Origin of the sequence: Pseudomonas sp. B22(2017) (assembly GCF_002113105.1) — a bacterium.
Lineage (GTDB): Bacteria > Pseudomonadota > Gammaproteobacteria > Pseudomonadales > Pseudomonadaceae > Aquipseudomonas > Aquipseudomonas asiatica.
Genome location: NZ_NEJN01000007.1, coordinates 21959 through 39776, shown reverse-complemented (window position 1 = coordinate 39776; position 17818 = coordinate 21959). Strand labels below are relative to the sequence as shown.

The 17818-nt window shown below is 64.1% G+C and carries 12 protein-coding genes; 5 read left to right on the top strand and 7 right to left on the bottom strand.

Translation table 11 applies throughout. From position 1 onward, the window contains the following. Window positions 1-129: 129 nt before the first annotated feature. Entirely contained in the window at window positions 130-1374 is a 1245-nt protein-coding gene (locus CAG18_RS15850; RefSeq protein ID WP_015271304.1) for a putative porin, read from the top strand. A gap of 221 nt (window positions 1375-1595) precedes the next feature. Here the strand turns inward: CAG18_RS15850 and CAG18_RS15845 are convergent, their stop codons facing one another. Together CAG18_RS15845 and hrpA are read right to left on the bottom strand one after the other, a co-directional pair. Further along, complete coding sequence (locus CAG18_RS15845; RefSeq protein WP_015271305.1) at window positions 1596-2717, bottom strand: beta-ketoacyl-ACP synthase III; 1122 nt, start codon at window positions 2715-2717, stop codon at window positions 1596-1598. Window positions 2718-2874: 157 nt separating this feature from the next. Next, window positions 2875-6780, bottom strand: a complete 3906-nt coding sequence (gene hrpA, locus CAG18_RS15840; protein WP_047933722.1) for an ATP-dependent RNA helicase HrpA — start codon at window positions 6778-6780, stop codon at window positions 2875-2877. A gap of 533 nt (window positions 6781-7313) precedes the next feature. Between hrpA and CAG18_RS15835 the strand changes: the two genes are divergently transcribed. Next, on the top strand, window positions 7314-8678 hold the full coding sequence (locus CAG18_RS15835; RefSeq protein WP_024087557.1) for a glutamine synthetase family protein: 1365 nt from the start codon (window positions 7314-7316) through the stop codon (window positions 8676-8678). 23 nt (window positions 8679-8701) lie between these two features. After that, complete coding sequence (locus CAG18_RS15830) at window positions 8702-10009, top strand: FAD-binding oxidoreductase (RefSeq protein ID WP_015271308.1); 1308 nt, start codon at window positions 8702-8704, stop codon at window positions 10007-10009. A 149-nt stretch (window positions 10010-10158) separates the two neighbouring features. Here the strand turns inward: CAG18_RS15830 and fadD1 are convergent, their stop codons facing one another. Continuing rightward, entirely contained in the window at window positions 10159-11856 is a 1698-nt protein-coding gene (gene fadD1, locus CAG18_RS15825; RefSeq protein ID WP_023663600.1) for a long-chain-fatty-acid--CoA ligase FadD1, read from the bottom strand. Between the two features lie 359 nt (window positions 11857-12215). Beyond that, window positions 12216-13904, bottom strand: coding sequence for a long-chain-fatty-acid--CoA ligase FadD2 (fadD2, locus tag CAG18_RS15820; protein ID WP_085721173.1), 1689 nt, complete (start codon window positions 13902-13904; stop codon window positions 12216-12218). 219 nt (window positions 13905-14123) lie between these two features. On the opposite strand from fadD2, the gene CAG18_RS15815 reads away from it, so the two are divergent. Both CAG18_RS15815 and CAG18_RS15810 read left to right on the top strand, forming a co-directional pair. Next, complete coding sequence (locus CAG18_RS15815; RefSeq protein WP_054573789.1) at window positions 14124-15068, top strand: alpha/beta hydrolase; 945 nt, start codon at window positions 14124-14126, stop codon at window positions 15066-15068. A gap of 34 nt (window positions 15069-15102) precedes the next feature. Further along, window positions 15103-15573 carry a MaoC family dehydratase gene (locus CAG18_RS15810; RefSeq protein WP_012273633.1) on the top strand — a complete coding sequence of 157 codons (471 nt, stop codon included), beginning with the start codon at window positions 15103-15105 and terminating at the stop codon, window positions 15571-15573. A gap of 126 nt (window positions 15574-15699) precedes the next feature. Here the strand turns inward: CAG18_RS15810 and CAG18_RS15805 are convergent, their stop codons facing one another. Genes CAG18_RS15805 through CAG18_RS15795 form a run of 3 tightly spaced genes read right to left on the bottom strand, consistent with a single transcriptional unit; the run spans window position 15700 to window position 17789 of the window. Then, window positions 15700-16938 (bottom strand): RNA polymerase sigma factor, encoded by a 1239-nt coding sequence (locus CAG18_RS15805; protein WP_039612577.1) that lies wholly within the window; start codon window positions 16936-16938, stop codon window positions 15700-15702. Further along, a complete protein-coding gene (locus CAG18_RS15800; RefSeq protein WP_085721172.1) occupies window positions 16938-17423 on the bottom strand; it encodes an SRPBCC family protein in 486 nt (161 codons plus the stop codon). Before CAG18_RS15800 ends, CAG18_RS15805 begins: the two co-directional genes overlap by 1 nt. A gap of 21 nt (window positions 17424-17444) precedes the next feature. Beyond that, window positions 17445-17789, bottom strand: a complete 345-nt coding sequence (locus tag CAG18_RS15795; protein ID WP_013973721.1) for a YciI family protein — start codon at window positions 17787-17789, stop codon at window positions 17445-17447. Window positions 17790-17818 lie beyond the last annotated feature (29 nt).

Sequence of the window (17818 nt, the reverse complement as noted above, 5' to 3'; positions counted from 1 at the left end):
TTCGCCCCCGCAATACTTGCGCCTGTTTTCCGGAACCCCAGAACCTGTCTATTCAGGCCCTTTCCGAAGACATGCCAACACAGGGGCGGGCGCTTGAGCCTCCCCATCTTATTCAACAGGGAGAACCTTATGCGTCTTGTTTCTACACTTACCGGAGTGAGCCTCACCGGCATGATGCTGGCTCTGAGTACTCCGGCCAGTGCAGCTGTCGACGCCAAGCTGCTCGAAATGCTCCGCGCCAATGGCTCGATCAACCAGGCGCAGTACAACGAACTGCAGGCGGACCTGGCTCAAGAAACCAAGGAAAAGGCCGCTCAGAAAGCTCAGTCCGAACGGATGAGCTCCTTTGAACAGAAAGTGGCATGGGCCGCCAAGACCCAGGTCAAGGGTGATGTGCGCCTGCGTTACGAAGACGTCAACGTCGACGACCCGAACAGCAGCAGCGGCAACCAGGACCGCCAGCGCGTGCGTGCCCGTGTCGGCTTCTACAGCGAAATCAACCCGCAGGTCGACGCGGGCATCCGTATCGCCACCGGCAGCAGTGCCGACCGCCGTTCGACCAACCAGAGCTTCGACAACTACTTCGACAAGAAGTCGCTGTGGGTCGACCAGGCCTACCTCGACTGGCACCCGACTGCAGTTCCCAACCTGCACCTGATTGGCGGCAAGATGGCGCAGCCATGGGTGAGCATGGGCGACATCATCTGGGATAGCGACATCAACCCGGAAGGCGTGGCAGCCACCTACAAGACCGACCTGGGCGGGGCCGAAGTGTTCGCCAGCGCCGGTCAGTACACCCTCAAGGACAACGTCGATGGCGACGGTGTGCAATACAAGCATGACGCACAGGTCTATCACGGCCAGTTGGGCGCCAAATTCGCCCCGGCCGATGTGCTCAAGCTGACCGTAGGTGCCAGTATCTATGGCTACGACAACGACAAGGAAGCCACCATCCTGCAGTCGTTCGGCAACACCACCAACGAGTTCAACCTCGTGGAAGGCTTCGGCCAGCTGGACTTCACCGGCTTTGCCATCCCGCTCTCTGCTTACGGCCAGTATGTGAAAAACACCGAAAGCACCGATGGCGAAGACCAGGCCTGGTTGGCGGGCCTGAAAACCAAGGTCGGCGCCTGGAGCCTGGACTACAACTACCGTGACGTGCAGCGTAACGCCGTGGTCAGCCTGTTCACCGACTCTGACTTTGGCAACGGCTTTACCGGTTCCCGCGGGCACAAGTTCAAGGTCGGATATGAAATCGACAAGAACTTCTCCCTGGGCGCTGCCTACCTGATGGCCAAGACCGACCTGTCGCAGTTGCCCAACAGCGATGCCGATGTAGATACCCTGCAGGTAGACCTGGAAGCCAAGTTCTAAGCGAAACCCTGCACTGCTTCACCTGAAGCGGGAAATGCCGACCCCATCCGGCATTTCCCGCTTTTTTTACCTGTGAAATTGCAGGGGGCTGCCATGCAGCCCATTCGCAGCACAAGGCTGCTCCTACAGGGGAATGCGAACCCTGCAACCGGCGCGTTCTCCTGTAGGAGCAGCCTTGTGCTGCGAATGGGCCGCAAAGCGGCCCCGATATTTCGAAGCAATCAGCGCTTGCGCAGGATCACGCTACCAATCGAATACCCCGCACCAAACGAGCTCAACACGCCCAGCGAGCCCTTGGCCAAGTCGTCCTGGTACAGGTGGAAGGCAATCACCGACCCCGCCGAACTGGTGTTGGCATAGCGATCGAGAATCACCGGTGCATCCTCTTCGGCCACTTCACGCCCCAGCAGCTTCTTGACGATCAGGTGGTTCATGCTGAGATTGGCCTGGTGCAGCCAGAAGCGTTTCACATCGCTTGGTTGCAGCCCGTTTTCCTGCAGGTGCTCACCGATCAGCTCGGCCACCTTCGGGCACACCTCGCGGAACACCTTGCGGCCTTCCTGGATGAACAGCTTGTCCGCCGCGCCCTCGCCCTCTTCCGCCGCGCGGTTGAGGAAGCCGAAGTTGTTACGGATGTTGTTGGAGAACTCGGTCCACAGCTTGCTGCTGACGATGTCGAACTGGTGCGCCGAGGTGGCCTTGTCAGCACGCTCGAGCAACACCGCAGTGGCAGCATCACCAAAGATGAAGTGGCTGTCGCGGTCACGGAAGTTCAGGTGGCCGGTGCACACCTCCGGGTTGACCATCAGCACCGCGCGCGCCTGGCCCAGGGCCACGCTGTTGGCGGCGGTCTGGATGCCGAAAGTGGCCGACGAGCAGGCCACGTTCATGTCGAAGGCAAAGCCCTGGATGCCCAGCGCCTGCTGCACTTCGATGGCGATGGCCGGGTACGGGCGCTGCAGGTTGGAGCAGGCGACGATCACCCCGTCGACATCGGCCGCCGTGCGACCGGCGCGCTCCAGGGCCTGGCGGGCAGCGGCCACCGCCATTTCGCAGAGCACCGACGGTTCGTCGTTGGAGCGCTCGGGCAGGCGCGGCTTCATGCGCTGCGGGTCGAGAATGCCGGCCTTGTCCATGACGAAGCGGCTCTTGATGCCCGAGGCCTTTTCGATGAACGCGGCATCGGACAGCGGCGCCGCCTCGACTTCACCGCGCTCGATGGCGGCGGCGTTGTCCTGGTTGAACTGCTGCGACCAGGTGTTGAAGGACGCCACCAGTTCTTCGTTGGAAATGCTCTGGGCCGGGGTGTACAGGCCGGTGCCGCTGATCACGACGTTATGCACGGTCGTTCCTCTGGTCAAAGGCCATCGCCACGGGGCGCTGGCTGGGAAACATGACAGGTTAATGGCACTTTAGTGCCAATTTAAAGGCGAGGGCTGCGCCCGCGAAGGGCCGCAAAGCGGCCCCAAATTGCATCAATATTGCCACAACTGTGGAAGTTTAGCCTTCCACCTGGCTCCATTGCTTGCTCAATCGCTTGTCGGAAATCGGCACCTTGGTCCCCAACTGCTGGGCAAACAGCGAAACCCGATATTCCTCCAGCCACCAGCGGTACACCGTCAGTTGCTCATCACGCTTGCCTTCCTGGGCATGCTTGTCGGCGCGTGCCTTGTACTGCGCCCACAGGTTGGCCAGCTCACCGCTCCACACCCGGTCCTTCTGCACCTGCGAACCCAGCTTCTCCAGGCGCAGCTCCACCGCCTTGAGGTAACGCGGCAGCTCCTTGAACCAGGCCCCGGGGGTTTCACGCACGAAGCCTGGGTACACCAGGTTGCCGAGCTGTTGCTTGATGTCGTTAAGCGCCACTGCCTGGCTCAGGTCGATCTTGCCCTTGAAGCGCTTCTGCAGCCCATGCCACAGCTTCAGCACTTCCAGGGTCTGCCGTGCCAGGCGCTCGGCATGCTCGGCCCAGCTGCCGCGCTTGCGCTCGGCCAGGCCAGCCAGGGCCGCACCATCGCGTGGCAGCGGCTGTTCGCCTTCAAGGATGCAGCTGTCCAGGCTGGCCAGCAGAATGTCCTCGACCAGCGCCTCGACCCGGCCCATTTCACGGTACAGCAGGCCCAGCTCGGTCAGCCCCGGCAGCTTGCCGCGCAGGTACTTGGCCGGCTCGGCCAACTGCTGCAGCAACAGGCGCTGCAAAGCGCGGCGGTGCTGGAACTCGGCCTCGGCCTGGGTCGAGAAACGCCCTTCGCGCACGGTGCCGCCCTCTTCCACCAGTGCCGGGTACACGGTCATCGACAGGCCGGCAATTTTCTGCTGCGCGGTCTGCTTAACCTCGCTGAAAGCCTTGGCCTGCACCGGCTGCTCGCTCTTGGCGTCACGCGGCACGGCCAACGCTGCCTGGCTGGCTGCAGCAAAGCGTGCGGTCAGCTCGGCCAGGTCGCGGCCTTCACCCAGAAACTTGCCCTGGCCATCGACAACCTCGATGTTCATGCGCAGGTGGCCTTCGACCAGGTTGACCGACTCGTCCCATGCCTCGTCGGGCACACGGGCGCCGGTCATGCGCAGCAGTTCCTGGCCCAGGGCCTGCGGCAATGCGCCCTGGCCGAAGGTCATGCGCGCCAGAGAGGCCTTGACGAAGTCCGGCACCGGCACAAAGTTCTTGCGCAGCGCCTTGGGCAGGTTGCGCACCAGCGCCACGCACTTGGCTTCCAGCAGGCCGGGCACAAGCCATTCCAGGCGCTCGCCCGGCAAGCTCGGCAGCAGCGGCGCTGGTACCCGCACGGTCACGCCATCGCGGGGGTGCCCGGGCTCGAAGTGGTAACTCAGCGGCAGGCGCAGCTCGCCCACCTGCAAGCTGTCGGGGTACTGCGCGGCGGTGACTTCGCTGGCCTCGCGGGCCAGCACGTCTTCCTCGCGCATGATCAGCAGGTTGGCGTCCTTCTGGCTGCCCATGCGGTACCAGCTGTCGAAGGTCGCCGTCTGGTGGATTTCCGCCGGCAGACGCGCTTCGTAGAAGGCATACAGCGTCTCTTCGTCGGCCAGGATGTCACGGCGGCGGGCCTTGGCCTCCAGCTCGTCGAGCTCCTCCAGCAGGCGCTTGTTGGCCGCCAGGCACTTGGCCCGCGACTGGATTTCGCCACCCACCAGGCCTTCGCGGATGAACAGCTCGCGCGATGTGACCGGGTCGATCGGGCCGAAATGCACCGGCCGACGGCCGACCAGGATCAGGCCGTACAGAGTGATCTGCTCGTAGGCCACCACCTGCCCGCGCTTCTTCTCCCAATGCGGTTCGAAGTGGTTCTTCTTGACCAGGTGGCCGGCCAACGGCTCGATCCAGTCCGGCTCGATCCTGGCCACCATGCGTGCGTACAGCTTGGTGGTTTCGACCAGTTCGGCCGCCATCACCCACTGCGGGCGCTTGCGCCCCAGGCCCGACGACGGGTGCACCCAGAAGCGCCGCTGACGGGCGCCCTGGTAGTCGCCCTCTTCGGTCTTCTGGCCGATCTGGCTGAGCAGGCCACTGAGAATGGCCTTGTGCATTTTCGGGTAGTCGGACGGGTCCTTGTTTACCGTCAACTGCAGGTCACGGCAGATCAGCGCCAGCTGGCGATGGGCATCGCGCCATTCGCGCAGGCGCAGGTAGTTCAGGAAGTTTTTGCGGCACCAGTTGCGCAGCGGGTTGGCGGTCAGCGCCTGGCGCTGTTCCTCGAAGCCACGCCACAGGTTGACCAACGCGGCGAAGTCGGAATCCACGTCCTTCCATTGTGCGTGCGCCTGATCGGCGGCCTGCTGGCGCTCTGGCGGGCGTTCGCGCGGGTCTTGCACCGACAGCGCACTGGTGACGATCAGCACTTCCTGCAGGCTGCCCAGGCGGGCGCCTTCGAGCAGCATGCGGCCCAGCCGCGGGTCGATCGGCAGGCGCGCCAGTTGGCGACCGATCGGCGTCAGCTGGTTTTCGCGGTTGACCGCCGACAGCTCCTGCAGCAGGTTGAAACCATCGCTGATGGCCTTGCCATCCGGCGGCTCGATGAACGGGAAGGCGTCGATTGCGCCCAGGCGCAGGTGCAGCATCTGCAGGATCACTGCCGCCAGGTTGGTGCGCAGGATCTCCGGGTCGGTGAACGCCGGCCGGCTGTTGAAATCCTCTTCGCTGTACAGGCGCACGCAGATACCCGGCTCGACCCGGCCACAGCGACCCTTGCGCTGGTTGGCACTGGCCTGCGACACAGCCTCGATGGGCAGGCGCTGCACCTTGGCGCGGTAGCTGTAGCGGCTGATGCGCGCGGTACCGGTGTCGATCACGTAGCGGATGCCCGGCACGGTCAGCGAGGTTTCCGCAACGTTGGTGGCCAGCACCACACGGCGCCCGGTGTGTGGCTGGAAGATGCGCTGCTGCTCGGCCGGCGACAGGCGCGCGTACAACGGCAGGATCTCGGTGTGGCGCAGTTGCGCCTTGCGCAAGATCTCGGCGGCATCACGGATCTCGCGCTCGCCCGGCAGGAAGATCAGCACATCGCCGGGGCCCTTGCCCTCACTCCGCTCGTGGTGCGCCAACTCATCCAGCGTGGCGAGGATGGCCTGGTCGACGGTGAGGTCGTCCTCGATCTGGTTGCCCTCCTCGTCCTGCTCGCTGGTCAGCGGGCGGTACCAGGTTTCCACCGGGAAGGTACGCCCGGACACCTCGATGATCGGCGCGCCGTCGAAGTGTTTGGAGAAGCGCTCCAGGTCGATGGTCGCCGAGGTGATGATCAGCTTCAGGTCCGGGCGGCGGTGCAGCAGGGTCTTCAGGTAGCCGAGCAGGAAGTCGATGTTCAGGCTGCGCTCGTGGGCCTCGTCGACGATGATCGTGTCGTAGCGCTCGAGGAAACGGTCGTGCTGGGTTTCGGCCAGCAGAATGCCGTCGGTCATCAGCTTGACCAGGGTGTTGGCGTCGCTCTGGTCCTCGAAGCGCACCTGGTAGCCGACCAGCCCGCCCAGCGGCGTGCCCAGCTCTTCGGCGACCCGCGCGGCAACGCTGCGGGCGGCGATCCGGCGAGGCTGGGTGTGGGCGATCAGGCCATGGCTGCCACGGCCCAGTTCGAGACAGATCTTCGGCAACTGGGTGGTCTTGCCCGAGCCGGTTTCGCCGGCGATCACCAGCACCTGGTGCTCGGCCAGGGCCTTCTTGATTTCGTCACGCTTGGCAGCGATTGGCAGGCTGTCGTCGTAGCGCACGGTCGGCACGCTCTGCTGGCGCGCGGTGACCTGGGCGCAGGACGCCTGGACCTTTTCCACCCACTGCGCCAGCTTCGCCTCGTCGGGGCGCTTGCGCAGTTCGTGCAATTGCCGGCGCAGGCGATGGCGGTCGGCGATCATGGCGTGGTCGAGGTTTTGCAGCAGTTTGTCGATGGCGTGGTCAGTCATGGGGCTTTTTAGTGATGCAGGTGGGCCTGCTTTTTCATGATCGGCATTCGAAGGATGCGCGATTGTCGCAGATTTGCCGGTTCTCTGCTGCCTGTGACGGCCTCTTCGCGGGTAAACCCGCTCCTACAGGGACCGCACAACACCCAGCCTTGATGCACTCCTGTAGGAGCGGGTTTACCCGCGAAGAGGCCAGGTGCAACGGCACAAATGTTTAGCCAGGTGCGATGTAAAGGTTGCCATTCACTGCTTTAATCAACCTTACGCCGCATGTGAGTATCAAAGGCATGACTCCCGTCCAGCCCATCGCCCCACCGTCGTCCCGCCCTTCGCAAGCGAAGGCCCGGCGCCGTGCCGGTGAGAATCCGCTGGTCCACATCATCCTCGCCTTCTGGGCCCTGTGGCACTGCCGTCACGCACGCCCACCGGATTTCTCGCTCACGCCGTTGTGACCAGACCCGGCCGTCTTCCGGCCGTTTGACTCAGCCGGGCCGCCAGCATGCGCGGTGGCCCGTGCGCCCGTGAGCGAATCCATCATGCACTTTGCACCTGTAGAGCAGGCCAGCCGTTTTCTGGCCGACAACCCCGATATCGAACTGTTCGAACTGTTCATCCTCGACGCCAATGGCGTGCCGCGCGGCAAGCTGCTGCACCGCGACGAACTGCTGGCCGTGTACCAGACCGGCCGGCCGCTGCCCAGCACCATTCTCGGCCTGACCCTGAACGGCGACGACGTGGAAAACTCCGGCCTGGTGTGGGACGTGGGCGATATCGACTGCCGCGCCTACCCGCTTGAAGGCAGCCTGGTGCGCCTGCCCTGGCGCCGGGTGCCGACCGCCGCGGTGCAGGTGAGCATGCACCCGAACGAGGGCCTGCCGGCCAGCATCGCCGACCCGCGCCATGTGCTGCTGCGTACCATCGAGGCGTTGAAGGCCGACGGCTACCACCCGGTGATGGCCTGCGAGCTGGAGTTCTACCTGCTGGACCAGCAACCTGATGCCCAGGGCCGCCCGCAACCGGCACTGGACAATGACGGCGGCCGCCCACGCACCACCCAGGTGTATGGCCTGCGCGAACTGGAGCAGATCGAGCCGTTCCTTGCCGACCTTTACGCCGCCTGCAAGGCCCAGGGCATCCCGGCACGCACGGCGATTTCGGAATACGCCCCCGGCCAGGTGGAGATCACCCTCGAGCACGGCGACGCACTGCAGGCGATGGATCAGGCCGTGCGCTACAAGCGCCTGGTCAAAGGCATTGCCCACGCCCATGGCATGCAGGCCTGCTTCATGGCCAAGCCGTTCGCGCAACTGGCCGGCACCGGCATGCACATGCACCTGAGCCTGGCCGACAGCGCCGGCAACAACCTGTTCGCCAGTGAGGACAAGGCCGGTACCCCGCTGCTGCGCCAGGCCGTGGCAGGCATGTTGCGACACCTGCGCGACTCGCTGCTGCTGTTCTGCCCCAACGCCAACTCGTTCCGCCGCTTCCAGGCCAACAGCTATGCCCCGCTGGCGCCAACCTGGGGCGTCGACAACCGCACCGTGAGCCTGCGCATACCGGGCGGTCCGGCCAACAGCCGGCACGTGGAGCACCGCATCTGCGGCGCCGATGCCAACCCCTACCTGGCCGCTGCGGCGATCCTTGCCGCCAGCCACTGGGGCATTCGCCAACAGCTGGACCCGGGGGCACCGGTGGAAGGCAATGGCTATGCCCAGGCCACCGAACACCTGCCCACCGACTGGCTGACTGCCCTCGACGCGCTGCAGCATTCGAGCTGGGCTCGCGAAGCACTGGGCGAGGACTTCCTTGGCGTATACCTGAAGGTCAAGCGCGCCGAGTACCGCCAGTTCATGGCCGAAGTCAGTGAGCAGGACTGGCGCTGGTATCTGCACCAGGCCTGATCCCCGGATAACAAGGAACACCCATGAATGCAGCATTGAACAAAGGGCCGGCGCAACGCGCGCCGTCCTACTACAGCGCCACCCTCAACGACCACACCGAGTACCCGCAGCTCAAGGGCACGGTACAGGTGGATGTGGCGATCATCGGCGGCGGCTTCACCGGCGTGGCCACGGCGGTGGAGCTGGCCGAGCGTGGCCTGAAGGTGGCCATCGTCGAAACCAACCGCATCGGCTGGGGTGCCAGCGGGCGCAACGGCGGCCAGGTCACCGGCAGCCTGTCGGGCGACGAAGCCATGCGCTCGCAGATGCGCAACCGCCTCGGTACCGAGGTCGATGACTTCATCTGGCACTTGCGCTGGCGCGGGCACCAGGTGATCGAGCAGCGCGTGGCACGCTACAACATCGACTGCGACCTCAAGCGCGGCCACCTGCACGCGGCCATGAAGCCCTCGCACATGGACGAGCTGCGCGCATTCGAAGCCGAGGCCCGGCGGCGCGGCATGGGCGAGCAGGTACAACTGCTGGACCGCGATGGCGTGGCCGAGCACCTGCAAAGCCCGCTGTACCTGGGCGCGCTGAAAAACCTGCGCAACCTGCACCTGCACCCGCTCAACCTGTGCCTGGGCGAGGCCCGTGCTGCCCATGGCCTGGGGGCGCTGATTTTCGAAAACTCCGAAGTGCTGGACATCGTCCACGGCCCGCGCCCGGCGGTAGTCACCGCCCACGGGCGGGTCGAGGCGCGCCAGGTGATGCTGGCCGGCGATGTGTACCACAAACTGGAAAAGCGCCAGCTCAAGGGCAAGATCTTCCCGGCCATGGGCGGCATCGTCACCACCGCACCGCTGGGGGAGCTGGCCGAACAGATCAACCCGCAGGACCTGGCGGTATACGACTGCCGCTTCGTGCTCGATTACTACCGCCTGACCGCCGACAAGCGCCTGCTGTTCGGCGGTGGCGCCAACTATTCCGGCCGTGATTCACGGGATATCGAAGGCGAACTGCGCCCGTGCATCGAGCGCACCTTCCCGGCGTTGAAAGGCGTGCCGATCGAGTTCCAGTGGAGCTGCGCCATGGGCATCGTGGTCAACCGCATCCCGCAGCTGGGCAAGCTGTCGGACAACGTTTGGTATTGCCAGGGTTATTCGGGGCACGGCATTGCCACCAGCCACATCATGGGCGAGATCATGGCCGAGGCGTTGACCGGGACGCTGGAGAAGTTCGACACCTTCGCCCAGTGCAAGCATGTGCGGGTGCCGATGGGGGATTTGCTGGGCAATCCGCTGCTGGCGGCGGGGATGTGGTACTACCAGATGCTGGAGAAACTGCGCTGATTACGCGGTCTCTGTGGGAGCGGCCTTGTGTCGCGAAAGGGCCGCAAAGCGGCCCCAGCAATTTCAGCATCACAGCTGAGACCCTGGGGCCGCTTCGCGGCCCTTTCGCGACACAAGGCCGCTCCCACACTGAGCGTGCAGGGCTCTGATCAGGCGATCTTCTTCAAGCCCTGTTTCTTCAGCTCTTCATCGCGCAGTTCGCGGCGCAGGATCTTGCCAACGTTGGTGGTCGGCAGCGCGTCGCGGAACTCGATCTGGCGCGGGACCTTGTAGCCGGTGACGTTGGCGCGCATGTGCTCCATCACCTGTTCCTTGGTCAGGGTCATGCCCGGCTTGACCACGATGAACACCTTGATCACTTCACCGGACTTCTCGTCCGGCACGCCGATGGCCGCGCACTGCAGCACGCCCGGCAGGGCCGCCAGCACATCTTCCAGCTCGTTGGGGTAAACGTTGAAGCCCGAGACCAGGATCATGTCCTTCTTGCGGTCGACGATGCGCATGTAACCATCTGGCTGGATCACGGCGATGTCGCCGGTCTTCAGCCAGCCATCGCTGTCGAGAATCTCGGCAGTGGCCTCCTCACGCTGCCAGTAGCCCTTCATCACCTGCGGGCCCTTGACGCACAACTCGCCCACCTCGCCCAGCGGCAGCTCGTTGCCGTTGTCGTCGATGACCTTGCACAGGGTGGACGGCACCGGAATACCGATGGTGCCGACCTGGTTGGCCTCCGCCGGGTTCACCGCAGCCACCGGGCTGGTCTCGGTCATGCCATAGCCTTCGCAGATGGCGCAGCCGGTCACGGCCTTCCAGCGCTCGGCCACGCTCAGTTGCAGGGCCATGCCACCGGAGAGGGTGATCTTCAGCGCCGAGAAGTCCAGGGCACGGAACGCCTCGTTGTTGCACAAGGCAACGAACAGCGTGTTGAGGCCGACGAAGCCGCTGAACTTCCACTTGCCCAGTTCCTTGACCATGGCTGGCAGGTCACGCGGGTTGCTGATCAGCACGTTGTGGTTGCCGATCAGCATCATTGCCATGCAATGGAAGGTAAAGGCGTAGATGTGGTACAGCGGCAGCGGGGTGATGAGGATTTCGCAGCCTTCGTGCAGGTTGGAGCCCATCAGCGCCCGGCACTGCAGCATGTTGGCCACAAGGTTGCGGTGCGTAAGCATCGCGCCCTTGGCCACGCCGGTGGTGCCACCGGTGTACTGCAGCACCGCCACGTCGTTAGCCTGCGGGTTGGCCTCGGTCACCGGCTGGCCCTTGCCCTGGGCCAGAGCGTCGTTGAAGCGTACGGCACGCGGCAGGTTGTAGGCCGGCACCATCTTCTTCACGTACTTGATCACGCTGTTGATCAGCAGGCGCTTGAGCGGCGGCAGCAGGTCGGCCACTTCGGTGACGATGACGTGCCTGACCTGGGTCTTGGGCACCACCTTCTCGGCCAGGTGGGCCATGTTGGCCAGGCACACCAAAGCCTTGGCGCCGGAGTCGTTGAACTGGTGTTCCATTTCCCGTGCGGTGTACAGCGGGTTGGTGTTGACCACGATCAGCCCGGCACGCATGGCACCGAATACCGCCACCGGGTATTGCAGTACGTTGGGCAGCTGCACGGCAATGCGGTCACCCGGCTTGAGGTCGGTATGCTGCTGCAACCAGGCGGCAAACGCTCCCGACAGCGCATACAGCTCGCCATAAGTGATAGTCTTGCCCAGGTTGCTAAAGGCCGGTTTGTCGGCAAAGCGTTGGCAGGATTGCTTGAGTACCGCCTGGATATTGGGGAATTCGTCAGGATTGATTTCCGCCGTAATCCCGGCTGGGTACTTATCCTTCCAAAAATTTTCGATCATGGAAGCCCACTCCTTCAGCAACAGCGAAGTTCGATTCACGCGTCGATGCGCTTATTATTGATATGGGATGACGGCTCGTTGCAAACCGGATCATCTGAAAGCGGGCCGAGAGTAACAGCTTTGCCTGGGGTCGCCTAGAGGCCAAAACAGGCCTCACGGTCACAAAAATGACTCAATGAACAATACAGGTCATTTTTAGAGTAATTATCCAAAATGTCGCACATCGGGCTATAAATAGCCTGTTAGAGCGGTTTCACGGCATTCGCGGGCTTGCCCGCTCCCACAGGGACCTCACAGTTCTCGAATGCTGTGCAGTACCTGTGGGAGCGGGCAAGCCCGCGAAGAAGCCAACCCCGGTATCAAGCTATGTCGCGCAGCTCCCGCCGCAGGATCTTGCCCACCGGCGTCATCGGCAACGACTCGCGCAGCACGATGTGCTTGGGCACCTTGTAGCCGGTGAAGTTGGCCTTGCAGTAGGCCTTCAGCTCATCCACGCTCAGCCCGCCCTCGCGCGGCACAACGAACAGCTTCACCGCCTCGCCGGAGCGCTCGTCCGGTACGCCGATGGCCGCGCAGTTGGCGACCTTGGGATGGCCCATCACCACATCCTCGATCTCGTTGGGGTACACGTTGAAACCCGAGACGATGATCATGTCCTTCTTGCGGTCGACGATGCGGGTGAAGCCGTCCGGGTCGATCACCGCGATGTCGCCGGTCTTGAACCAGCCCTCCGCATCCAGGGCCTGGGCCGTGGCATCGGGCTGCTGCCAGTAGCCTTTCATCACCTGCGGGCCCTTGATGCACAGCTCGCCCCGCTCGCCCAGCGGCAGCTCGTTGCCGTCATCGTCGATCACCTTGAAGGCGGTGCCCGCCACCGGGATGCCCACCGTTCCCAGACGCGCCAGCTGGCCATAGGGGTTGGTGCTGGCCACCGGCGAGGTTTCGGTCAGGCCGTAGCCTTCGACGATGCGGCAACCGGTAAGCGCCTCCCAGCGCTCGGCGGTGGCCTTGACCAGTGCGGTGCCGCCGGAGTTGGTGACCTTCAGCGCCGAAAAGTCGAGCTGGCGGAAGCCCGGGTGGTCCATCAGTGCGACGAACAGCGTGTTCAGGCCCAGCAAGGCGGAGAAACGCCATTTGCCCAGCTCCTTGATGAAGCCGGAAATATCCCGCGGGTTGGTGATCAGCACGTTGTGGTTGCCGGTGACCATCATGCACATGCAGTTCGCGGTAAAGGCATAGATGTGGTACAGCGGCAGCGGCGCGATCATCACTTCCTGGCCGTCCTTGATCAGCTTCTGCCCGTCCGGCCCGTGCTGCGAGAAGCAGGCCAGCACCTGCAGCATGTTGGCCACCAGGTTGCCGTGGGTGAGCATGGCGCCCTTGGCCAGGCCGGTGGTGCCACCGGTGTATTGCAGCACGGCAGTGTCGTCCAGGCTGAGCGGCACCGGCTTGTGAGGCAGCTCGCGGCCCTGGCGCAGCACCTGCTTGAACGACACCGCCTGGGGCAGCTGGTAGGCCGGCACCATCTTCTTGACCTTGTCGACCACGGTGTTGACCAGCCAGCCCTTGGCGGTGGGCAGCAGGTCGCCCATCCTCGCCTCGATCAGGTACTCGATGCCGGTATCGGGCAACACCTCCTGTACGCGCTTGCCGAACATGTTCAGGTACACCAGCGCACGCGCGCCGCTGTCCTTGAACTGATGGCGCATCTCGCGCTCGGTGTACAGCGGGTTGGTGTTGACCACGATCAGGCCAGCGCGCAGAGCACCGAACACAGCGATGGGGTATTGCAGCACATTGGGCATCTGCACCGCGATGCGGTCGCCCGGCTTGAGGTCGGTGTGCTGCTGCAGCCAGGCGGCGAAGGCCGCCGAATGGCGTTCCAGGTCCGCGTAGGTCAGGGTCACGCCCAAATTGCTGAAGGCCGGGCGGTCGGCGAAGCGTTTGCAGGAGCGCTCGAACACCTCGACGACCGAGGTGTAGGCATTGATGTCGATGGTGGAAGGCACGCCCGCCGGGCGCTTGTCATTCCAGAAGTCGGCTTGCATTTATTATTGTTCCTCTGCCTGGACCTGCTGTGAGTCCTGTAATCCTTTCACCTGCCCGCCCGAAAGCGAAAAGGCGTTGATCCGACGTTAGCAGGTAAGCCCAAGGTGGCATATACGCCAAGTGCCGCCATTAACATTGTGAATCTTATTTGTGCCCTTCCTGCAATCCGGTCGGTTGTGCATACACTGTTCGGGTACCTGTGCGCACAAGGACCCGCCATGCCTCACGACGCCTTCTGGCTACCCGCCAGCGAGCACTGCAGCCTGTATGTGCACCAATGGTTGCCGGCCACACCGGTAAAAGCCGTGGTGCTGCTGGCCCACGGCATGGCCGAGCACGCCGGGCGCTACCAGCACCTGGGCCATGCCTTGAGCGAGGCCGGTTTCGCCCTGTTCGCCCCCGACCAGCGCGGCCATGGACGCACGGCCGAACTGGGCAGCCTCGGCCTGTTCGCCCGCCATCATGGCTGGAATGCCGTGGTCAACGACATCGGGCTGCTGGCCCAGCACATTGGTCAGCAATTCCCGTGCACGCCGCTGTTCCTGTTCGGCCACAGCATGGGCAGCTACATCGCCCAGGCCTACCTGCTGCACCACAGTGGCAGCCTGCACGGGGCGATCCTCAGTGGCTCCAACTACCAGCCGGCAGCGCTCTACCGTGTGGCGCGCCTGATTGCCCGGCTGGAGGCCTGGCGCCAAGGGCCGCTGGGAAAGAGCGCGCTCATAGAATGGTTGTCGTTCGGCTCGTTCAACAAGGCCTTCAAGCCCAACCGCACGGCGTTCGACTGGCTCAGCCGCGACCCGGCGCAGGTCGACCTGTATGTCAACGACCCGCTCTGCGGCTTTCGCTGCAGCAACCAATTGTGGCTTGACCTGCTGCAAGGCTTGGCGCAGATCAGCCAGCCGAGTAACCTCGCGCAGATCGATCCGAACCTGCCGCTGCTGGTGATCGGTGGTGAATGTGATCCGGTCAGTGCCGGCAAGCGTCTCACCCATCTGGCCGACGCCCTGCGCGCGACCGGCAATCGACATGTACAGCTGCGCGTCTATCCTGAGGCGCGGCACGAAGTACTCAACGAAACCAACCGTAACGAGGTCACCGCCGATATTCTCGTCTGGCTTGAACAGGCGCTGGCTCTTGGCCGCCCTGTGCGCAGTGAATGATAGCCGCCCTCGCCTACCGCTTAAGGAAGCCCCGATGTCCCAGGTCACCAACACGCCTTACGAAGCCCTCGAAGTCGGCCAGAAGGCCGAGTACAAGAAGTCCGTCGAAGAACGCGACATCCAGTTGTTCGCCGCGATGTCCGGTGACCACAACCCGGTACACCTGGACGCCGAGTTCGCTGCCAAGAGCATGTTCCGCGAGCGCATTGCCCACGGCATGTTCAGCGGCGCGCTGATCAGTGCTGCCGTGGCCTGCACCCTGCCTGGCCCTGGCACCATCTACCTGGGCCAGCAGATGAGCTTCCAGAAGCCGGTGAAAATTGGCGATACCCTGACCGTGCGCCTGGAAATCCTGGAGAAGCTGCCCAAGTTCAAGGTACGTATCGCCACCAATGTCTACAACCAGAACGATGAGCTGGTGGTTCAGGGCGAGGCCGAGATCCTGGCACCGCGCAAGCAGCAGACCGTCGAGCTGGTGTCGCCGCCGAATTTTGTGGCTAGCTGAAAATTGATGTAGGCAGTACCGGCCTCTTCGCGGGCACGCCCGCTCCCACAGGGATTGCATAGCCTTCAACCCAGTGGAAAACCTGTGGGAGCGGGCGTGCCCGCGAAGAGGCCAGTCCAGCCAACATCATTCGATAGCCTGCAACCGCCGCTCGATATGCCTGCGCTCCGGCTCCTGCCGGGTCAGCGCCAGCGCCTGCCGCCAGGCCGCCCGGGCCTCTTCCATATGCCCCAGCTGGTAATGCAGCTCACCCCGCGTCGCATGCGCCAGGTGATAGTCCAGCAACTCTCCCCGCGCCAGAATCCCTTCGACCTCCCGCAGGCCAACCTCAGGCCCATCCCGCTTCGCCAGCGCCACGGCCCTGTTCAGTTCAACCACAGCTGACGGCCAATGCCGCTGCAGCACGTCATACAGCCCGACGATCTCCGCCCAGTCGGTCGCTTCGGCTGTCGCCGCTTCGGCATGCACCGCGGCAATCGCCGCCTGCACGGTATAGGCACCGAACGCCCGGCTTTGCAGGGCCTGGCGCACCAGTTCGCAACCTTCGGCGATGCGTTGCCGGTCCCACAGGCTACGGTCCTGCTGCTCGAGCAATACCAGGTTACCCCGGCCATCGGTACGCGCCCGCTGCCGGGATGCCTGCAGCAACATCAAGGCCAGCAGGCCGACCGCCTCCGGGTCGGGCAGCAACTGCACCAACAGGCGCGCCAGGCGAATGGCTTCATCGCTCAGCTCCTGCTGCAACAGCGCCTCGCCCGACGACGCCGAATAGCCCTCGTTGAACACCAGGTAGATCACCCGCAGCACACTCTCCAGGCGCTCGGGCAGTTCGTTCAGCTCCGGCACCTGGTAAGGGATGCCGGCATCGCGGATCTTGGCCTTGGCGCGCACGATACGCTGTGCGATGGTGGCCGGGCTCTGCAGGAAAGCACGGGCGATCTGCTCGGTGGTCAGGTCGCAGACTTCACGCAGGGTCAGCGGCACCTGGGCATCGGCGGACAAGGCCGGGTGGCAGCAGGTGAAGATCAGCCGCAAGCGGTCGTCGGCCAGCAGTTCTTCCTCGCTGGGGTCCTGCGCCTGGCCGTCGAGCAGCATGCTCAGGTCCGCCTGGGAACGGTCGAACCGGGCGCGCCGGCGCAGCGCATCGATGGCCTTGAAGCGGCCGGTGGACACCAGCCACGCCCGCGGGTTATCGGGAATACCGTCGCGCTGCCAGCGTTCGACGGCGATGAAGAAGGCATCGTGCATGGCCTCCTCGGCCAGGTCGAAATCACCCAACAGGCGGATCAGCGTCGCCAGGATGCGCCGTGACTCGTTTCGGTAGACCGCCTCGACCTCGGCGCGCACCTGCGCCAGTGCCGTCATCAGTCGGGCATCCGCTGGGTCACTACCTCCACCAGGCGGTCCAGGCTTTCTCCCCAGCCCTGGTGGAAGCCCATTTCCTCATGGGCGCGGCAGTCGGCGGCATTCCAGTGCCAGGCGCGGGCGGTGTAGCGGGTTTTGCCTTGCTCCTCGTCAAAACTGATCACGGCAGTCATGAACGCCTTGTCCGAAGGCACCCAGCCTGGGCCGAAGGCATCGGTGAACACCAGCCGTCGCGGCGCAGCAATCTCCAGGAATACGCCCTGGTTCGGGTAATCGCTGCCATCCGGCGCCCGCATCACGGTGCGGAACAGGCCACCGATCCACAACTGCATCTCACATTCCGGGGTGGTCATGCCGTGCGGCCCCCACCATTGCATCAGCCAGTGAGGGTCGGTCCAGGCGCGGAACACCTTGGACGGCGGTGCGTCGATCAGGCGACTGATGGACAGCTCGTGCTGCACTTGCGCGGGGTGTGCAAGGCTCATGCTGGTAGGTCTCCATTGCTGTCAGGGTTGCAGTTCGCGCACCGGCCGCACCTCGACACTGCCGACCCGCGCGGCGGGGATGCCCTTGGCGATGTTCAGCGCCTCGTTCAGGTCGCGGGCTTCCACCAGGTAGAAGCCCGCCAACTGCTCCTTGGTCTCGGCGAACGGGCCGTCGGTCAGGCTCATGTGCCCGTTGCGCATGCGCACTGTGGTGGCGGTCTGCACCGGCTTCAGCGCCTCGGCCGCCAGCATTCGCCCGGAGCCTTGGATGGATTCGGCATACGCCATGCATTCGGCGTCTTCCGGGCTGTCGGGCAGGCTGTGCAGCAGCCCCTCGTCACAATAGACCAGGCACAGGTATTTCATGGTCGCCTCCAGGGCATTGGCAAAGTGCG